Source organism: Actinosynnema sp. NPDC004786, assembly GCF_053601135.1.
The window spans coordinates 69,207-87,928 of record NZ_JBSGBG010000032.1; the positions used below are offsets into that span (position 1 = coordinate 69,207).

General features: G+C 74.4%; 18 protein-coding genes and 1 riboswitch. Of the genes, 10 read left to right on the forward strand and 8 right to left on the reverse strand.

Annotated elements, in window-relative coordinates:
- Window positions 1-12: 12 nt before the first annotated feature.
- The 4 genes from thiD (at window position 13) to ACWEFJ_RS25880 (ending at window position 4,441) form a co-directional block, all read left to right on the forward strand.
- Window positions 13-816 carry a bifunctional hydroxymethylpyrimidine kinase/phosphomethylpyrimidine kinase gene (gene thiD / locus ACWEFJ_RS25865; RefSeq protein WP_378083758.1) on the forward strand — a complete coding sequence of 268 codons (804 nt, stop codon included), beginning with the start codon at window positions 13-15 and terminating at the stop codon, window positions 814-816.
- A gap of 230 nt (window positions 817-1,046) precedes the next feature.
- A complete protein-coding gene (locus tag ACWEFJ_RS25870) occupies window positions 1,047-3,170 on the forward strand; it encodes an ATP-binding protein (RefSeq protein WP_449715323.1) in 2,124 nt (707 codons plus the stop codon).
- 34 nt (window positions 3,171-3,204) lie between these two features.
- Entirely contained in the window at window positions 3,205-3,750 is a 546-nt protein-coding gene (locus ACWEFJ_RS25875; protein WP_449715324.1) for a VanZ family protein, read from the forward strand.
- On the forward strand, window positions 3,737-4,441 hold the full coding sequence (locus ACWEFJ_RS25880) for a DUF4241 domain-containing protein (protein ID WP_449715325.1): 705 nt from the start codon (window positions 3,737-3,739) through the stop codon (window positions 4,439-4,441). Before ACWEFJ_RS25875 ends, ACWEFJ_RS25880 begins: the two co-directional genes overlap by 14 nt.
- A 4-nt stretch (window positions 4,442-4,445) precedes the next feature.
- Here the strand turns inward: ACWEFJ_RS25880 and ACWEFJ_RS25885 are convergent, their stop codons facing one another.
- The 5 genes from ACWEFJ_RS25885 to thiO all read right to left on the reverse strand — a co-directional run bounded on the left by ACWEFJ_RS25885 (window position 4,446) and on the right by thiO (window position 7,617).
- Complete coding sequence (locus ACWEFJ_RS25885) at window positions 4,446-4,844, reverse strand: hypothetical protein (RefSeq protein WP_449715326.1); 399 nt, start codon at window positions 4,842-4,844, stop codon at window positions 4,446-4,448.
- A gap of 337 nt (window positions 4,845-5,181) precedes the next feature.
- A complete protein-coding gene (locus tag ACWEFJ_RS25890; RefSeq protein WP_378083766.1) occupies window positions 5,182-5,613 on the reverse strand; it encodes a MarR family winged helix-turn-helix transcriptional regulator in 432 nt (143 codons plus the stop codon).
- Between the two features lie 57 nt (window positions 5,614-5,670).
- Entirely contained in the window at window positions 5,671-6,426 is a 756-nt protein-coding gene (gene thiG, locus ACWEFJ_RS25895; protein WP_378083768.1) for a thiazole synthase, read from the reverse strand.
- A 1-nt stretch (window position 6,427) separates the two neighbouring features.
- The gene (gene thiS, locus ACWEFJ_RS25900) at window positions 6,428-6,628 is read right to left on the reverse strand and encodes a sulfur carrier protein ThiS (RefSeq protein WP_378083770.1); all 201 of its coding nucleotides are present in this window, start codon (window positions 6,626-6,628) and stop codon (window positions 6,428-6,430) included.
- On the reverse strand, window positions 6,625-7,617 hold the full coding sequence (gene thiO / locus ACWEFJ_RS25905; protein ID WP_449715337.1) for a glycine oxidase ThiO: 993 nt from the start codon (window positions 7,615-7,617) through the stop codon (window positions 6,625-6,627). The genes thiS and thiO overlap by 4 nt, the downstream gene beginning before the upstream one ends.
- A riboswitch (TPP riboswitch) is annotated at window positions 7,618-7,729 on the reverse strand. It lies immediately after the preceding gene.
- A gap of 43 nt (window positions 7,730-7,772) precedes the next feature.
- On the opposite strand from thiO, the gene thiE reads away from it, so the two are divergent.
- Window positions 7,773-8,432, forward strand: coding sequence for a thiamine phosphate synthase (gene thiE, locus ACWEFJ_RS25910; protein WP_378083774.1), 660 nt, complete (start codon window positions 7,773-7,775; stop codon window positions 8,430-8,432).
- Between the two features lie 100 nt (window positions 8,433-8,532).
- On the opposite strand, the gene ACWEFJ_RS25915 is transcribed toward thiE, so the two are convergent.
- Window positions 8,533-9,696, reverse strand: a complete 1,164-nt coding sequence (locus tag ACWEFJ_RS25915; protein WP_378083776.1) for a S1 family peptidase — start codon at window positions 9,694-9,696, stop codon at window positions 8,533-8,535.
- Window positions 9,697-10,228: 532 nt separating this feature from the next.
- On the opposite strand from ACWEFJ_RS25915, the gene ACWEFJ_RS25920 reads away from it, so the two are divergent.
- A complete protein-coding gene (locus tag ACWEFJ_RS25920) occupies window positions 10,229-11,149 on the forward strand; it encodes a threonine ammonia-lyase (RefSeq protein WP_378083777.1) in 921 nt (306 codons plus the stop codon).
- A gap of 2 nt (window positions 11,150-11,151) precedes the next feature.
- On the opposite strand, the gene ACWEFJ_RS25925 is transcribed toward ACWEFJ_RS25920, so the two are convergent.
- Together ACWEFJ_RS25925 and ACWEFJ_RS25930 are read right to left on the reverse strand one after the other, a co-directional pair.
- Window positions 11,152-12,609, reverse strand: a complete 1,458-nt coding sequence (locus ACWEFJ_RS25925; RefSeq protein ID WP_449715327.1) for an MFS transporter — start codon at window positions 12,607-12,609, stop codon at window positions 11,152-11,154.
- Window positions 12,610-13,165: 556 nt separating this feature from the next.
- Entirely contained in the window at window positions 13,166-13,924 is a 759-nt protein-coding gene (locus ACWEFJ_RS25930; RefSeq protein ID WP_073887006.1) for a GntR family transcriptional regulator, read from the reverse strand.
- A 245-nt stretch (window positions 13,925-14,169) separates the two neighbouring features.
- Between ACWEFJ_RS25930 and ACWEFJ_RS25935 the strand changes: the two genes are divergently transcribed.
- The 4 genes from ACWEFJ_RS25935 to ACWEFJ_RS25950 are packed head-to-tail and all read left to right on the forward strand — an operon-like array spanning window position 14,170 to window position 18,705.
- Entirely contained in the window at window positions 14,170-15,453 is a 1,284-nt protein-coding gene (locus ACWEFJ_RS25935) for a sugar ABC transporter substrate-binding protein (protein ID WP_449715328.1), read from the forward strand.
- Between the two features lie 7 nt (window positions 15,454-15,460).
- Window positions 15,461-16,450 carry a carbohydrate ABC transporter permease gene (locus ACWEFJ_RS25940; protein ID WP_378083783.1) on the forward strand — a complete coding sequence of 330 codons (990 nt, stop codon included), beginning with the start codon at window positions 15,461-15,463 and terminating at the stop codon, window positions 16,448-16,450.
- Window positions 16,447-17,268 (forward strand): carbohydrate ABC transporter permease, encoded by an 822-nt coding sequence (locus ACWEFJ_RS25945; protein WP_449715329.1) that lies wholly within the window; start codon window positions 16,447-16,449, stop codon window positions 17,266-17,268. Before ACWEFJ_RS25940 ends, ACWEFJ_RS25945 begins: the two co-directional genes overlap by 4 nt.
- Window positions 17,269-17,274: 6 nt before the next feature.
- Complete coding sequence (locus ACWEFJ_RS25950) at window positions 17,275-18,705, forward strand: glycoside hydrolase family 3 protein (RefSeq protein ID WP_378083788.1); 1,431 nt, start codon at window positions 17,275-17,277, stop codon at window positions 18,703-18,705.
- Window positions 18,706-18,722: the final 17 nt, after the last annotated feature.

Below are 18,722 nucleotides of genomic sequence, written 5' to 3' on the forward strand. Positions count from 1 at the left end.
GGGGGTGCGCTGATGGCGGTCGCGCCGCCGAAGGTGCTGACCATCGCCGGGTCGGACTCGGGCGGTGGCGCGGGCCTGCAGGCGGACCTGAGGACGTTGTTCGCGTGCGGGGTGCACGGGATGACGGCGGTGACGGCGGTGACCGTGCAGAACTCGCTGGGCGTCACCGGGTACACGGAGATCCCGCCGGACGTGGTGGCCGCGCAGATCGAGGCGGTCGCGACGGACATCGGGGTGGACGCGGCGAAGACCGGGATGCTGGCGTCGGCGGCGATCATCGAGGCGGTCGCGGCGGCGGTGGACCGGGTCGACGTCGGGCCGTTCGTGGTGGACCCGGTGGCCGCGTCGATGCACGGGCACCAGCTGCTGGCCGACGACGCGCTGGACGCGGTGCGGTCGCTGCTGTTCCCGCGGGCGACGCTGGTGACGCCGAACCTGGACGAGGTGCGGCTGCTGACCGGCATCGACGTGCGCAGCCGCGCCGACCAGCGCAAGGCGGCCGAGGCGCTGCACGCGATGGGCCCGCGGTGGGTGCTGGTCAAGGGCGGGCACCTGTGGGACGACCCGGAGTGCCTGGACGTGCTGTTCGACGGCGAGCGGTTCGTCGAGCTGCTCGGGCCGCGCTACGACGTGAAGGACACCCACGGCAGCGGGGACACGCTGGCGTCGGCGATCGCGTCGCAGCTCGCGCGGGGCGCGGACGTGCCGACGGCGGTGCGGTTCGGCAAGGACTTCGTGGTCCGGTCGGTGGCCGCCGCGTACCCGTTGGGCGGCGGGGTGGGCCCGGTGTCGCCGCTGTGGCGGCTGGAGGGGTGACGCCGGCGGGGCGGGGTGGTCGTCGCCACCCCGCCCCGTCGCCGTTCGCGGCCCGGCGGCGGAGGGGGACCGCGTCGCCGTCGCCGGTTCTCGATCGTCGAAGGGTTCGGTGAGCACGTCCGATTCGTCACCCTGTGGTCGGGAATCCGAACACGGGTGGTCGAGGGGGCGGTCCAGTGGAGGTCGACGAACCGGTGGCCGGTGTGGGCCGCGGAGCCGGTCCGATCCGGGTGGCACCGCCCGGTGTGCGCAACACGGTGACGGGCCGGCTGGGCGGCGCGGTGCAGGCCGGTGTGGTGCACGGCGGTGTGCACCTGCACGCCGCGCCGGTACGGCCCGCGGCCGCGACGCCGCGGCAACTGCCGGCCGCGCCCGCGGCGTTCGTCGGTCGGGCGGCGGAGCTGGCCGCGTTGGACGACGCCGCGGGCACCGTGTCGGCGATCGCGGGCGTGGGCGGCATCGGCAAGACGTGCCTGGCGCTGGTGTGGGCGCACCGCAACCTCGACCGGTTCCCGGACGGTCAGCTGTTCGTCGACCTGAACGGGTTCAGCCCGGCGGGGCGGCCGACCGGGCCGGTGGACGCGGTGCGCGGGTTCCTCGGCGCCCTGGGCGTGGACCCCGGCGCGCTCCCGCCCGACCTGGACGCCCTGGCGGCGCTGTACCGGGGTCTGGTCGCGGGCAGGCGGATGCTGGTCGTGCTGGACAACGCGGCCACCGCCGAACAGGTCGTGCCGCTGCTGCCGGGCAGCCCGACGTGCACGGTGCTGGTCACGGGCCGGACCGTGCTGTCGTCGCTGATCGACCGGTGCGGCGCGCGGCACGTGCCGCTGGGTGTGCCGGGCCGGGAGGAGGCCCGTGACCTGTTGACCCGACGTTTGGGCGTGCCGCGGGTCGCGCCCGCCCCGGAGGCGACCGACGACCTGGTCGGGCTGTGCGGTCGCCACCCGCTGGCGCTGGCGATCATGGCCCGGCACGCCGCGGCGCGGCCGGCGGTCCCGCTGGCCGAGTTGGCGGTCGAGCTGCGGGAGCTGGGCCTGGAGATGCTCGACCACCACACCGACCCCGCCGCCAGCCTGCCCGCCGTGCTGTCCTGGTCCCTGCGGCACCTCACCGACCGCCAACGGGAGGCGTTCGCGCTGCTGGGGCTGGCTCCGGGGCCGGACGTGGACCTGCCCGCGGCCGCGTCCCTGACGGGCCTGCCCGCGCGGGAGGCGCGCGCGGTGCTGGGCGCGTTGGCGGAGGCGTCGCTGCTCGACCGGCAGGCGCACGGCCGCTACCGGATGCACGACCTGGTCCGCGCCTACGCCGCCACCACCGCCTGCGCCGACGTCCCCGAACCGGTGCGGCGGGCGGCGCTGGACCGGGTGGTGGACCACTACCGGCACACCGCCCACGCCGCCGACCACCTGCTGTACCCGTACCGGGAGCCGATCCGGGTCGACCCGCCCGCGCCCGGCTGCCAGGTCCGGTCGCTGCCGGACCGCGCCTCCGCGCTGGCCTGGCTGGACGCGCACCACCCGCACCTGCTGGCCGCCCAGCTGCTCTCCGCCGCCCGCCACCGCCACCAGGCCGTCTGGCACCTGGCGTGGGCGCTGCACACGTTCCACTGGCGCCGCGGGCACCGCGTCGACGAGTTGGCCGTGTACCGGGCCGCCGTCCACGCCGCCGACCACCTGCGCGACCCGGCCGCCCGCGCCCTCGCGCACCGGCGCCTCGGACGCGCCCACGCCGCCCTCGGCCGGCACGAGTCGGGTCTCGCGCACCTGCGTCACGCCCTGGCGCTGGCCGAGCACCACCACGACCTCGTCCAGCAGGCGGCGACCCACCACTACCTCGCGTGGGTGTGGGAGCTGCGCGGGGACGACCGGAGGGCCTTGGAGCACGCGTCCCGGGCGTTCGACCTCGACCGGGTCGCGGCCCACCCGGTGTGGCAGGCCCGTGCGCTCAACCAGATGGGCTGGTACCGCGCCCGGCTGGGCGACCACGCCGGCGGGCGCGTCCAGTGCCGGCAGGCCCTCGAGGTGTTCCGGCGCCACCACGACCCCGACGGCGAGGCCGCCACCCACGACAGCCTCGGTTACATCGCCCACCGGACCGGGGACCACCACCGGGCCGTCCACCACTACCGGCGGGCCCTCGCGCTGTTCCGCGCCCTCGGCGACCCCGTCGAAGCCGCCGAAACCCTCAACCGCCTCGGCCACCCCCTCGCGGCCCTCGGGCAGCACCACCGGGCCCGCGCGGTCTGGCGGTACGCCGTGGAGCTGTACCGCCGCCTGGGCCGCGCGTCGGAGGCCGAACTCGTCCTGCGGCAGCTCCGCGGGCTCGACGCGTGTCGGTCGCCGGCGACGCGCTGAGCCACCCGCGAGGGGCTCGCGCGTCTTGTAGGGCATGAGCGCTTGGGGACGGGACGCGTACGTGGCCGAGCTGGTGCTGGGCCAACCCGAGGCGGTCGCGGCGTTGTTCGGCGGCTCGGTGCTGCTGGGCGCGGTCGGGCTGGTGGTGGCGCGGTGGCGGCGGTGGCCGGTGGCGCCGTCGGTGCTGGCCGGGTGCGGGTTGGCGCTCGCGCTGGCGGTGACCCTGGCGCGGCCGGGCGGGTCGCTGTCGATCGTCACGACCGACCCGGTCGGGGTGTGCGTGGCGAACGAGTTCTCGCTGGTCGGGTCGCTGGCGCGGCTGAACCTGGTGATGCTCGTGCCGTTCGCGTTCTTCGCCGCGCTGGCCACCCGGCGGCCGTTCACGGTGCTCGCGGTCGCGGCGGCGTTCAGCGGCGCGGTGGAGTTCGTGCAGGCCGTGACGGGGATCGGGGTGTGCGAGGCGCAGGACTTCCTCAACAACACGGTGGGAACGTTGCTGGCGGTGCTGGTGGCGTGGCCGTTCACGGTCGCCGCGGGCGGTCCCGCGCGACGGCGGCTGACTGTCGGTGGTCGCCCGTAGGGTGCGCCGCACGATCTCCGACGCGACCGCCGAAGCCGCCGCCGACCGCCCGCTGCCCGCCGTGCCCCGGCACGCCGACCTGGTGTTCCGGGCCGGGGTGAGGTGGGAGCTGCCCCGGCCGGGGGCCGTGGTCACCGAGGTGCGCGAGGCGGGCGCGGTGCGGCTGGGCAGCGGGCGGCTGGTCGTCGCCGACCCGGGGCACCTCGACTCCGAAGCCGAGCCGTTCACCGTCGGCGTCGAGCCCGGCGAGTACCCCGTGGAGGTGGCGCCGGCGCGGTTCGCGGACGACCCGGAGCACGTGCGGGTGGCGGCGGCGCGCCTGGTCGTGACGCGCGAGCCCGCGGTGTCGTGGGAGTTGGCGGTGGTGGCCGGGCAGGACGTGGCGGACTTGGGCGAGGACGAGTTCTACGGGTTCGGCGTGGACACCGGCACGGCGTGCTTCGTGGACGCCGACGCGGCCGCCGCGCTGGGCGCGTGGCTGGACGACAACCACGACACCGCCTACGACGGCGTGTTCGAGGCCCACGCGGCGCCGATGCGGGACCCGTCCACCGGGCACGGGCTGGTCGCGTTCACCAGCGGGTGGGGTGACGGGTCGTACCCGACGTGGATCGGCCGCGCCGCGGACGGCGGGGTGACGTGCTTCGTGGTCGACACGTTCGTGCTGCACGGCGCCACGCCGCGGCCGTGACGGTTCACAGCCGCCGCAGGTAGCCCTCGTACGGGGCGCGCAGGTCGACCGTCTCGGGGTCCAGCAGCCACAGGGTGAGCGCGCCCTCGGGGAACGCGAGCAGTTCGGTCGCCCGGTCGGGGCCCAGGCGCTCGGCGAACGCGCGCCGCAGGGCGCGGTTGCGGGCCACGAACCGGGCGCGGACCTCGCCGTCGCCCGCGAGGTGCTCGGCCTGGAGGACGACGTGCGGCGTGGCCAGGCCGCGGTGCGCCATCGTGTGCTCGGCGTCGGACAGCAGCGCGGCCTTGAGCCCGTCGACGCCCCGGTCGGCGTGCTCGGACACGCGTGCGGCGGAACGGGCGTCGAACTCGTCCAGGACGGCTTTGAGCAGGGCGGCGACCCGGAGCTGCTCTTCGGCAGGCACCGCTGGGAGCCGGCCGAGGACGTCCCCGGCGTGACGCGGCCCCCTGTTCTTCATTCTGCCACCGGGGACCGACAATTCCGCCGCCCCGACGGCGCTCACCTCGTCGAACCCGGCGGCACCACCCGGACAGGGACGCCCGATCCGCCGGGCGCAGTCGATGACCGTCGTGCCCGACGTCCCCCTCCGACACCGCGCGAGAGCCGCGGGTTCCACGGCCCGATCCGGGTGGGCGGGACGCAGATCGTGCACCCCCGCGCGGGACGGGGAACGGGGGCGCGCGGCGGTCCTCCGCCCGCGACCCCGGCGGCCGGGTGGTCGTCGTGCCCGCGCGCCGCCGTCAGGCGGTCTCGCCGACCAGTTCCTCCAACGCCGGCAGGGCGTTCACCAGCGCGTCGCGGTGCTCCGGGGCCAGCTGCTCGATCCGCCGCTGCAACTCCCGCACCCGCGCCGACCGCACGCCCGACACCATCGTCACGCCCTCCGGCGTCGGCGTCGCCAGCCAGGCCCGCCCGTCCTGCGGGTCCGGCTCCCGCCGCACGTACCGCGCCTCCACCAGGGCCGCCACGATCCGCGACAGGGTGGGCGGCGCGACACCCTCCTTCGCGGCCAGGTCGCCCAGCCGCATGGGGCCGCACCGCGCCAACGTGGCCAACGCCGACACCGCGCCCGGTCCGAGACCGGGCGAGCCGGTGCGCCGCAGCAACCGGGATAGCCTGCCGATCGCGAGGTACAGCCGGGCGGTGGCGTCCTCGACCTGGTCGGCCGTCACGGCACTCCTCCTCGGGCAGACGGACAGGATGAGCGTCCATCATGCCGTGCCGGGCAATCACCCCACCGCGGGACTCGACGCGTGCGCCCAGAACCGCTTCGGGATCCGCCCCGCCAACCGGGCCAGCCGACCGGCCTCCACGCCCGCCCGCATGGCCGCCGCCATCCGCTCGGGGTCCTGCGCCCGGGTCACGGCGGTCGCCAGCAGCACGGCCGAGCAGCCCAGCTCCATCGCCAGCGCCGCGTCCGACGCCGTGCCGACCCCCGCGTCCAGCACCACCGGCACGGACGCCCGCGCCACGATCAGCTCGATGTTGTGCGGGTTGCGGATGCCGAGCCCCGTCCCGATCGGCGAGCCCAGCGGCATCACGGCGGCGCACCCCACCTGCTCCAGCCGCAGCGCGAGCACCGGGTCGTCGGAGGTGTAGGGCAGCACCACGAACCCGTCGTCGACCAGCCTCTCGGCCGCGTCCAGCAGCTCCACCGGGTCGGGCAGCAGGGTCCGGTCGTCGGCCACGACCTCCAGCTTCACCCAGTTCGTCTCCAACGCCTCCCGCGCCAGCCGCGCGGTGAGCACGGCCTCGGCGGCGGTGCGGCAGCCGGCCGTGTTGGGCAGCGCCGCGATCCCCAGCCGGGCCAGCAGGTCCAGCACTCCCCCGCCGGACGCGTCCAGGCGGCGCATCGCGACCGTCGTCAGCTCCGTCCCGGACGCCACCAGGGCGCGTTCCAGCACCGACAGGTTCGCCGCGCCGCCGGTGCCCATGACGAGCCGCGACCCGAACTCGCGCCCGGCGATCACCAAGGGGTCGTCCACGTCAGCCTCCCTGCACGGCGGTCAGCACCTCGACCGCGGCCCCGTCGCGCACCGCCGTCGTCGCCCACGCCGCGCGCGGCACGACCTCGCCGTCCAGGGCGACCGCGACACCGCGCGGCGGGGCGTCGAGCAGCGCGAGCACGGTGGCGACGGTCGACCCGTCGGCCAGTTCCCGCTCCACACCGTTCACGTGCGCCTTCACCGACTGTTTCCTCCTTCGCGGAGCAGGGCGAGCACCCGCCGGGCGGTGACGGGCGCGAGGAGCAGGCCGTTGCGGTGGTGGCCGGTGGCGGCCACCACGCCCGGTTCGAGCAGGCGGATGACGGGCGCGTTGTCGGGGCTGCCCGCGCGGAACCCGGCGGCGGCCTCGACCAGCGCGTACTCGGCGATGCCCGGCCACACCACCTCGGCGTCGCGCAGCAGGTCCCGCACGCCGCCGACGGTCACGTCGCCGTCGAAACCGGCCTCGTACTGGGTCGCGCCGAGCACGAACCCGTCCTCGCGGGGCACGAGGTAGACGGGGCGGCCGGACACGTGGGCGCGGATCGTGTGCCGGGGCGGCGGCAACGCGCCGGGCCGCGCGGCCAGCCGCAGGATCTCGCCCTTCACCGGCCGGATCACCGTCCGCAGCGCCGGGTGCAGGTCGCGGCTCCACGCGCCGGCCGCGATCACCGTCACGTCGCGCTCCGCGCCCGGCTCGGCGGCGAACAAGACACCGTTGGCGGCACAGGCTTCCCGCAGCGCGCGCAGCAGCGCCCGGTTGTCCACGGCGACGTCGCCCGGCACGGACAGTCCACTGCGGACCGGGCCGAGACCGGGCTCCAACGCCCGCAGCTCCCGCCCCGTCAGCCGGGACACCGGCCGGCCCAGCCGGTCCAGGTGGGCGCGCAGCTGGTCCAGCACCTCGACGTCGGCCCCGTCCACCGCGACCGCCAGCGTCCCCGCCGGGCTCAGCGCGACGCCCAGCTCGCGGGCGAACTCCGGCCACAGCTCCAGCGACTCGACGCCGAGCGCGAGGACCTCCTCGTCGCCCGGCCACGCCTCGGTGATCGGCGCGAGCATCCCGCCCGCCACCCACGAGCCGCCGTGCGGCGAGGCGCGGTCGACCAGTTCGACGGCGTAGCCGGCGCGGGCCGCGTACCAGGCCGCGGACAGGCCGATGACGCCACCGCCGAGGACGGTCACTCGCATTGCCAAGGCACTCACGCTCCCTGCGCCGGCATGACCCGGATCAGGTTCGACGGTCGGAGCGGACCACGCTCCCTCTCAGCCCGGTCTGTTCCAGGCTCCCGTGCGGACCGCGTCCACCGTAGCGCACGCGGCGGCGCGGCGGTTACCGTGCCGCCGTGCCAGGACTCGACGGAACGCGGATCAGGCGGCGGCTCGCCGACGCACGGCTCTACCTCTGCACGCCCACGCGCCCCGACCTCGCCGAGTTCGCGGACGCCGCGCTCGCGGGCGGCGTGGACGTCGTGCAGCTGCGGGACAAGGGCATCGAGGCGAAGCAGGAGATCGCCGCGCTGGAGGTGCTCGCCGAGGCGTGCGCGCGGCACGGCGCGCTGCTCGCGGTCAACGACCGGGCGGACGTGGCGCTGGCCGTGGACGCCGACGTGCTGCACCTCGGGCAGGACGACCTGCCGGTGCCGCTCGCCCGCCGCGTCGTCGGCGACGACGTGGTGATCGGCCGGTCCACGCACGACGTCGCGCAGGCGCGGGCGGCGGCCGGGGAACCGGGCGTGGACTACTTCTGCACCGGGCCGTGCTGGCCGACGCCGACCAAGCCGGGCCGTCCCGCGCCGGGCCTGGACCTGGTGCGGGCCACGGCGGGCACGACCGACCGGCCGTGGTTCGCGATCGGCGGCATCGACCGGGACCGGCTGCCCGAGGTGCTGGCGGCGGGCGCGGAACGGGTCGTCGTCGTGCGCGCCGTCACCGAGGCCGAAGACCCCCGCGCCGCCGCGGAGTGGTTCGCGCGTCGGCTGGAGGGCGCGCGGTCGTCGGCGTGACCCCCGGGACGCGGAACGCCCCCGGACCGGGTGGTCCGGGGGCGTCGCCCGAGCGGTGCGCGGCCCGCAGGGGAAGGGACGGCCGCGCGGCGCCGCGACGTCAGCCGCGGGTCAGGCTGAGCCCGTAGGCGCTGAGGATCTCGTTGACGGGCTGGAAGTAGACGATGCCGCCGGAGGTGCAGTTGCCCGAACCGCCGGAGGTCACGCCCTGGGCCTGGCTGTAGTTCGAGCCGGCCACCCACGAACCGCCCGAGTCACCGGGCTCGGCGCAGGCGTTGGTGCGGGTCAGGCCCGACACCGAGCCCTGCGCGTAGTTCACCGTCTGGTTCTTGGCCTGGACGGTGCCGCAGCGCCAGCCGGTGGTGGAGCCGGAACGGCAGATCGCCGCGCCGACCGCCGCCTCGGACGAGCCGGTCACGGTGACGTTGGAGCCGTTGTAGCGGTTGACCCACGGGCGGGAGGTCCAGCTCGTGTTCGTCCGCACCCAGGCGTAGTCGTTGCCCGGGAAGGACGAGCCCGCGAAGGTGCCCTGCGAGACGCGGTTGAAGCCGGTCGTCGCGTTGCCCGTGCGGCCGCAGTGGCCCGCGGTCACGAACCCGCCGGCGACCGCGAAGCCCACCGAGCACCGGCCGCTGCCGATGTAGTAGGCGTCACCACCGCGGGTGTCGTACAGCGGCGTCGGCGACTCGTCGACCTCGACCACCCGGACCGCCGGGCTGACCGACTTGGCCGCCGCCAGGAACGACTCCGCCGCCGCGTCGCGCTGGAAGCGGTTCACCTCGACCACGACCGAGTTGGTCTGGTCGTCGACCCGCCAGCCGGTGATCGACTTCGGCGCCGACATGCCGTCGAGCGCCGACTTCGCGCCGGTGAGCTGCCGGTGGGAGAAGGCGACGTACTTGGCGTCGGCGCCCGCGGCCTTCGCCGCGCCCGCCTTCGCCGGGTCCGCCACCGCGACGACCAGCTTGCCGGTCGCCTGGTTGATCCACGAACCCGCGTAGGCGGCGCCGACGGCGGCCTTCGCGGCCGCCTCGACCTCACCCGCGCGGGTGTCGCTCGCCAAACGGGCGGTGACCTGTTCGGCGGTCAGGCCGAGGTCGCGTTGCGCCGCTTGGAGCAACTCGGCGGGGTAGCTCTCCGTGTCGGCCGGGCTTGTGCCATTGGGCGCGGCGGGCGCCGCGAAGGCCGGTACGCTGAGAGCTGTAGCCGTGCTCGTGGCCAGCAGGACGGCCGTGGCAAGGCGGACCGCACTCGTGCGGTTCATTAGGCGTCTCCCTCATCTTCGGGTGCAGGGAACCCGAGAGCCTGGTTGCAGGGACCGCTCTCGGGGGCTCTAGGGGGACGGGTGGTGGGGCGGCGGCAGGGGTCGCCCCACCCCTTTTTCTCTCGCCCGGTTCGTCGCTCGTGCCTCCCGGACCGCGGTCGCACGCGGTGAGGCGCACGGCCGGGACGGCGCTCGCGTGTCCCGCATGCCACTCCTCCCCGGTCTCCGGTCGACCAGCACTCGCCCGTTCGAGCGACGTTATGACTCCGTTACCTATGACGGTTCGAGCCATCTGAGGGCGAAGTGTGTCACAGGACACGCCGATATGACTGCGCTGTGTAGCGTTTGACAGTTAACTCTCACTCAAGGTAGTGACTCGATCACCGATTCGGGCGGATTTGCCACATGTAAGCGATCCCGTCACGCAAGCCTCGTACGTGTGAATGCTGTTGAACCGGGCGGGTGACACAGTAGGAGTTCCGGTAGCGGGCCGTGTAGGCGGGACGCCGCCGCAGGGGTGAGGATCGACGCCATGGGACTCGTCACCATCTCCGACATCCAGGCCGCCGCCGACCGCGTCAAGGGCGCGGCGGTGCGCACACCGCTCCTGCGGTTCGACGACGGGTTGTGGCTCAAGCCGGAGAGCCTGCAGCCGGTCGGCGCGTTCAAGATCCGGGGCGCGTACAACGCCCTCGCCCGGCTGCCCGAGGACGTGCGGGCGCGCGGCGTCGTCGCCTACTCCAGCGGCAACCACGCCCAGGCCGTCGCGTACGCGGCGAAGCTGTTCGGCGTGCGCGCGGCGATCGTCGTGCCGGACACCACGCCCCGGGTCAAGGTCGAGGCGACCCTGTCCCACGGCGCGGAGGTCGTGCAGGTGCCCATGGCGCAGCGGGAGGCGCGGGCCGCGGAGCTGGTGGCCGAGCGGGGCGCGACGCTGATCCCGCCGTTCGACCACCCCGACGTCATCGCCGGTCAGGGCACCATCGGGCTGGAGGTCGTGGCGGACCTGCCGGACGTGGCGACGGTGCTGGTGCCGGTCAGCGGCGGGGGCCTGATCTCCGGGGTGGCGACGGCGGTGAAGGCGCTGAGCCCGTCGACGCGGGTGATCGGCGTGGAGCCGGAGCTGGCGGGCGACGCGGCCGAGTCGCTGCGGGTCGGCACGCTGGTCCGGTGGTCGCCCGACGACCGGGCCCGGACGTCGGCCGACGGGTTGCGCGCCGAGCCGTCCGAGCTGACGTTCGCGCACATGAGGGCCTACGTGGACGACATCGTGACGGTGTCGGAGGAGCAGATCGGCGAGGCCGTCGGCCTGCTGGCCCGGCGGGCGCGGCTCGTGGTGGAGCCGAGCGGCGCGGTCACCGTCGCCGCCCACCTGGCGCGGCCGTCGGAGCGCGCGGTCGCCGTGCTGTCCGGCGGGAACGTCGACCCGGAGGTGTTCGCCGGGTACCTCTGAGGTCAGTCGCGCACGTGCGCGGGCGGGCCGTCGACCGGGCAGCTGTGGCACTCGTGGGCGTCCGGGGTCGCCCGGAGCACGCGGTTGTCCGTGCCGACGGCCAGCAGCCCGCCGACCACCGACGCGACCGCGCACACCAGCAGGGCCCGCTGCCAGCCCTCGGTGAGCGCGGCCGGGTCGGCGTACCGGTCCCCGGTCAGGCCCGCCACGGCCGGCAGCACGGCCACCGCGACCAGGCTGCCGGTGCGGGCGACCGCGTTGTTGACGCCCGAGGCGACCCCCGCGTACCGGTCCGGGGCGGCGGCCAGCACGGTCGCCGTCACCGGCGCGACCACCGCCGCCAGGCCGAAGCCGAACACGAGCAGGCCGGGCAGCACGCCGGTCCAGTAGCCGGCCCCGGGCTCGACCCGCCGCAGCAGCAGCATGCCGACGCCGATCAGCACCGGACCCGCGACCAGCTGGGCGCGCGGCCCGATGCGCTGGGCGAGGTCCCCGGACCGCGCCGACAGCGCCAGCATGATCAGCGTGATGGGCAGGCTCGCCAGGCCGGACGCGGTCGGCGAGTAGCCCAGCGACACCTGCAGTTGCAGCACCATCAGCACCATCACCCCGCCCAGCGCCGCGTAGACCAGGAAGGTCAGCGCGTTGGCCAGGACGAACGTGCGGTCGGCGAACAGCCGGGGCGGCACGAGCGGGTCGCGGCCGCGCCGTTGCGCCACCACGAACGCCACCAGCCCCGCGACCCCCAGCGCCCCGGCCGTGAGCACGAGCGCGTCCGCGCCGCGGACCGGCGCCTCGACCAGCGCGCCGGTGACGCCCGCGAGGCCCACCGCGCCGATCACGGACTCGCCGACGTTCGGGTGGCCGGTGAGGGACTCGTCGCGGGACTCGGGCACGTGCCGGCGGGCGAGCCACACGCAGACCGCCGCGACCGGCAGGTTGACCAGGAACGCGAGCCGCCACGACCACGCCTGCACCAGCAGCCCGCCGAGCAGCGGCCCGACGGCCGTGGCGACGCCGGACAGGCCGGACCACGCGCCGATCGCGCGGGACCGGTCGGCGCGGGCGAAGACCGACTGCAGGATGGCGAGCGAGCCGGGCGTGAGCAGCGCGCCGCCGATGCCCTGCAGGACGCGGGCGGCGACGAGCAGCTCGGTGGTCGGCGCGAGCCCGCAGAGCAGTGACGCGGCCCCGAACCAGAGGACGCCGAACGTGAAGACCCGGCGGCGGCCGTACCGGTCGCCCAGCGAGCCGGCCACGAGGATCAGCGAGGCCAGCGCCAGCAGGTAGCCGTCGAGGATCCACTGGAGCCCGGCGACCGACGCCCCCAGCTCCGCGCCGATCCGGGGCAGGGCGACGTTGACGATGGTGCTGTCCAGCATCGCCATGCCCGAGCCCAGGATGGTCGTCGCCAGCACGGCCCTGGCCCGTCCCGTGCCCCACACCACCGTCTCGGTCACCGACCCATTCTGCTCCCCGAGTTGTCCACAGGCCGGAGCGGACCACTCCCGCACCGTCGGCGCCGGCCGGCAGTATGAAGAACAGGGGTCCCCCCGGGCGGGGTACCCCTGGCGGAATTCGGGGCGCGGGGGAAACCGCACCGGGCACACCGACGGCAGGCGCACCGGCGCGATTCCGCGCCGGGTGATTTCCGTGGCGCGGGTGAACGGGGATCCCGCTGCGCGGTGAGGGGTTTTCCGCGGTGCCCGTCGCGGCTCGCGTCCGCCGGCGAGGGGCAGGAACCGTGCAGGTGGGCGACGACCCGGGCCGCCCCGTCGGCGCGGACAGGCCCACGTCCTACGACGCCGGATCGCGGCTCGACAGCACGCGGGGATCGATTCTTCCGCGTTCCGCGAAGGACGCCGGGGACAAGGTTTCCACACCGTCGGAACACGGCGTCGGATCACGCCCAGCGCCCATTCCCGCGCCGCCCGTGTGATGAGGTCGGGACAAGTGGCGCCGGTCCCCGACACGACCGCCGCCCGGCCCGAACGCGGACCGGACGGCGGCGCGCGACTAGTCCGCCGGCCGGTTCAGCGTCGCCACGAACTTGTACCGGTCGCCCCGGTACACCGACCGCACCCACTCGACGGGGTTGCCCTCCGTGTCGAACGAGTGCCGCGACAGCAGCAGCATCGGCAGGCCGATGTCCGCGCCGAGCAACTCGGCCTCCTCCGGCGACGCGAGGGCCGTCTCGATGGTCTCCTCGGCGTGTCCCATCTCGACCCCGAACCGCTCCCGCAGCACCTGGTACAGCGACGCCCCCGGCGCGAGGTAGCGCCGCAGCCCGCGGAACCGGCCCAGCGCCAGGTGCGTGGTCTCGATCGCCATCGGCTCGCCGTCGGCCAGCCGCAGGCGGTGCAGGCGCAGCACCTTCGCGCCCGCCCGCACGCCGAGCAGCCGGGCCAGCTCCGCCTCCGCGGGCATCTCCGACGCCTCGATCAGCCGGGACGACGGCTGCCGCCCCTGGGCCTTCATGTCCTCTGTGTACGAGGAGAGCTGGAGCCGTTGCGCCACCTTGGGTTCCGCGGCGAACGTGCCCTTGCCCTGCACGCGCAGCAACCGGCCTTCCACGGTGAGTTCGGCAAGCGCTTGCCGCACCGTCGTGCGCGACACGTCGAACTCCGCCGCCAGCGACCGCTCCGTCGGGATCGGCGACCCCGGTGGCAGCGCGCGCAGGAGGTCGAGCAGGTGCCGCTTGAGTCCCCAGTACTTCGGCTCGCGCTGCGCGCGGGTCCTGGCGTCCACGCCAGTCGCAGGGCTCGTCTCGAGCATGCCTTCCTCCTCGCCCCTTGCCACCATCCGACAATGCCGGCGCTCCCGGACACAGGATGCCTTGTCCTCGTCGGATCGTGCGCCCGAACCCCCGACAAGACCCGGGAAATTGGTCCGATGACTTTGCAACGGTCCAGCAACGGCCTTGACATGCCCTGTGGTGAGGCACACTCTAGGCCGCATTGGTCTACACCACTTTGGCGTTCCGGTCGTCGCGATCGGGGCATGGGGAAAGGGCGCACAACGTGAAGGGCTGGAGAGGACTGGCCGTAGGTGCCGCCGCACTCGCGGTGGCCGTGGCCGGATGTGGCACCAAGGCCGACAGCGGCAGCGGCGACTCCGGTGAACCCAAGACGCTGACGGTCTGGTTGATGGACGGCTCGGCGCCGACCACCCTGACCGACGCGCTGCACAAGGAGTTCCAGGACTCGCACCCCGGCGTCACCGTCAAGTACGAGATCCAGAAGTGGAACGGCATCCAGGAGAAGCTGACCACCGCTCTGACCAGCAACAACCCGCCGGACGTCATCGAGCTGGGCAACACCCAGACGGCGAAGTTCGCGGCCGAGGAGACGCTGCTCGACCTGAGCGACAAGGCGGGCGAGCTGAACGGCGACCAGTGGCTCGGCGGCCTCAAGGACTCGCTGACCTGGGACGGCAAGCAGTACGGCCTGCCGTTCTACGCCGCGAACCGCACGGTCATCTACCGGACCGACCTGTTCGAGGCCGCGGGCGTCACCGCCGCGCCGAAGTCGCGTGACGAGTGGGTCTCGGCGATCGAGAAGCTGAAGGCCGCCAACGCGGCCGACCCGGACTTCCAGCCCCTCTACCTGCCCGGCCAGTCGTGGTACGTGCTGCTGTCGTTCATCTGGGACGAGGGCGGCGACGTCGCCAAGCCGCAGGGCTCAGCCTGGGCCGGCGCGCTCGACACCCCGGAGGCCAAGGCCGGCCTCGAGTTCTACAAGAAGCTGGTCGACGTCTCCGGCACCAAGGCGCCGAAGGACGCCGACGAGGCCACGCCGCAGCAGATGGAGGTCTTCGGCACCGGCAAGATCGGCATGATGATCGGCCTGCCGTGGGAGCTGGCGGGCGCCGTCAAGGCCAACCCGGACCTGAAGGACAAGACCGCGGCGTTCCCGATCCCGTCCAAGACCGCGGGCAAGACCGCCCCGGTGTTCCTCGGCGGCTCGAACCTCGCCATCCCGGCCGGCAGCAAGAACAGCGACCTGGCCACCGAGTACCTGAAGCTGCTCAGCTCGGCGAAGTACCAGGACATGCTGGCCGAGGGCGGCGCGGTGCCGGGCACCTCGACCGACACCTCGAAGCTCGCCACCACCCCGATCGGCAAGGCGCTGGCCGAGTCCGCCCCGAACGGCAAGGTCACCCCGACCACGCCGTCGTGGGCCGCGGTCGAGGCGGGCCAGAACCCGCTGAAGGACATGCTGACCGCGTACCTGACCGGCGCGAAGCCGCTCGACGCGGCCACGTCCGACGCCAACGCCGCGCTGTCGAAGACGCTGGGCGGATGACGATCGCATGACGGCCGTGCACACGACCGACGCCGCGGTGCCGACGAACTCCTCGTCGGCACCGCGGCGTGCCGCACCGGACGGCGCGCCGCGCCGTCGGGGCAGCGCCTTCGACCGGGTGCTGCCCTACCTGCTGCTGGCCCCCGCCGTGGTGGCCATCCTCTGGCTGATCGGTTGGCCCGTCCTGTCCGTGCTGGTCACCAGCTTCCGCGAGCTGAACCTGCGCGAGCTGACCCGCGGCGAGGTCGTGTGGGTCGGTCTGGACAACTACGCGGAGATCCTCGGCGACCCGGAGTTCTGGGTCATCGCGGTGCGCTCGGTGGTGTTCACCGCGCTCGTCGTGGTCGTGTCGGTCCTCGCGGGCCTGCTGATCGCGCTGCTGATGCGGCAGACCGGCACCGCCGTGCGGATCGTGCTGCAGGTCGCGATGCTGCTGGCGTGGGCGATGCCGCTGCTCGCGGCCACCACGGTCTACCAGTGGATCTTCGACCAGCAGTACGGCATCCTCAACAAGACCCTGGTCAAGCTGGGTTTCGACGGGTTCGCCGGCTACTCGTGGTTCTCGACCGGCACCTCGACGCTGGCGGTGATCGGGCTGCTGATCGTGTGGCAGGCCGTGCCGTTCCTGGCGTTCTCGCTCTACGCCGGGGCCATCGGGATCCCGAAGGACCAGTACGAGGCGGCGGGCATCGACGGGGCGTCGGCGTGGCAGACGTTCCGCGCGGTGACGTGGCCGGAGCTGCGGCCGCTGCTGCTGATGGTGACGTTCCTGTCGCTGCTGTGGGACTTCAAGGTGTTCACGCAGGTCTGGGCGATGCGCAAGGGCGGCCCGGACGGCGGCAGCACCACGCTGCCCGTCTACCAGTACCTGGAGGGCATCTCCAAGAGCCACTTCGGCGTGGCCGCCGCGGTGTCCGTGGTGATGGTGGCGCTGCTCGCGCTGCTGACCTTCCAGTACCTGCGCAGGCTCATCCGATCCCAGGAGGGCGAGCTGTGACCGCGAAAAAGGTCTCCGCCAACGTCGTCGCGCTGGTCGTGGCGCTGTTCTTCGCGTTCCCGACCTACTGGATGGTGTCCACGGCGCTCAAGCCGCGCAAGGACCTGCTGTCCACCGGCTACGACCTGATCCCGTTCTCCGTGACGGGCTCGAACTTCGCCACCGCGTGGACGAAGCCCGGGTTCCTCAACGCGCTGGGCAACAGCCTGCTGGTGTCGTTGAGCGCGGTGCTGGCGGCGGTGGTGATCGGCGTGCTGGCGGCGGTCGCGCTGGCCCGGATGCGGTTCCGCGGCCGCAAGGGCTTCGTGATGCTGCTGCTGATCGCGCAGATGGCGCCGTTCGAGGCGCTGCTGATCCCGATGTTCCTCATGATGCGCGACCTCGACCTGCTGGACCGGCTGCCCGCGCTGGCGCTGATCTACTTCGCGGTGACGCTGCCGTTCTGCGCGTGGACGCTGCGCGGGTTCGTCAACGGCATCCCGCTGGAGCTGGAGGAGGCGGCGATGGTCGACGGCTGCGGCCGGTGGGGCGCGTTCCGCCGCGTCACGCTGCCGCTGCTCGGGCCGGGCCTGGTGGCCACGTCGGTGTTCGCGTTCGTGACCGCGTGGAACGAGTTCCTGTTCGCGCTGTCGCTCGTCAAGGACCAGACCAAGGAGACCCTGCCGGTGTGGCTGTCGGGGTTCCAGACGCAGTTCGGCACCGACTGGGGTGGCGCGATGGCCGCGTCCGCGCTGTTCACCCTGCCGGTGCTGGTGTTCTTCCTGATCGTGCAGCGCAAGATGGTCACCGGTGTCACCGCCGGTGCGGTGAAGGGGTAGGGCCGCATGTCGTTGCACCGGCTCGCGTCGGGTGTGCTGTTGCCGGGGTTCCACGGCGCCACCGCGCCGGACTGGCTGCTGGACCGCGTCGCCGACGGGCTGGGCGGTGTCGTGCTGTTCGGGCGGAACGTGGTGGACGACGCCCAGGTCACCGCGTTGAGCGCGCAGTTGCGGGGTGTGCGCGCCGACGTCGTGATCGGCATCGACGAGGAGGGCGGCGACGTCACCCGGCTCGACGCCGGCCGCGGGTCGGAGGTGCCGGGCAACCACGCGCTGGGCGCGGCGGACGACGTCGGGCTCACGCGGGCGGTGGCGGCGTCGATGGCGGCGCGGCTGGCGGCGTGCGGGGTGAGCCTGAACCTCGCGCCGTCGGCCGACCTCGTGCTGACGCTGGAGGACCCGGTGATCGGCGTGCGGTCGTTCGGGTCGGACCCGGTGGCGGCGGGCGCGCACGTGGCGGCGTTCGTGGAGGGCATGCAGGCGGTGGGCGTGGCCGCGTGCGCCAAGCACTTCCCCGGCCACGGCGCGTCCACGGTGGACTCGCACGCGGCGTTGCCGGTGCTGCCGCGGACGGTGGCGGAGCTGGCCGAGGTGGAGTTCGAGCCGTTCCGGGCGGCCGTGCGGGCGGGGGTGCGGTCGGTCATGACCGGGCACCTGGTCGTGCCGGAGTGGGGCGACGAGCCCGCCACGCTCAACCCGCGGGCGGTGCGCGTGCTGCGGGAGGAGCTGGGGTTCACCGGGGCGGTCATCACCGACGGCCTGGACATGAAGGCCGTGGGCGGCGACCTCGCGGAGGGGTCCGTGCGGGCGTTGGCGGCCGGCGTGGACGCGTTGTGCCTGGGCGGCGAGCCGCTGGACGACGACGGGCTGCGGTGGCTGGTCGACCGGATCGTGGCCGCCGTGGAGTCGGGCGCGCTGCCGGTGGCGCGGCTGGAGGAGGCGGCCCGGCGGACCGCCGCGCTGGGCGCGCCGGCGGCGGCCGTGGACGCGCACGACGCGGAGCTGGGCCTGGTCGCGGCACGGCGGGCGCTGGAGGTGCGCGGCACACTGGCGTTGTCCGGGCCGCCGGTGGTGGTGGACCTCGCGGTGGAGCCGTCGATCGCGGTCGGCGACGTGCCGTGGGGCCTGGGGCCGTACCTGGCGGAGCTGGTGCCGGGCACCGAGGTGGTGGCGTCCACGCCGGCGACGTCGGCCGAGGAGATCGCCGCGCGGGCGGCGGGTCGTCCGGTCGTCGTGGTGACGCGTGAGGCACACCGCCACCCGTGGGCTCGCGGGCTGGTGTCCTCACTCGCTACTATTGGTCTAGACCTTGTGCACGTCGAGACCGGCGTGCCGGGCCCTGACCTGGGCGCCGACGCCCGCGTGGACACCCACGGCGGCGCCCGGGTGTGCCTGCGGGCCGCGGCCGAGCGCCTCGCCGCCGCCCTCCAGACCTGAACCGACAGGGGAACCCC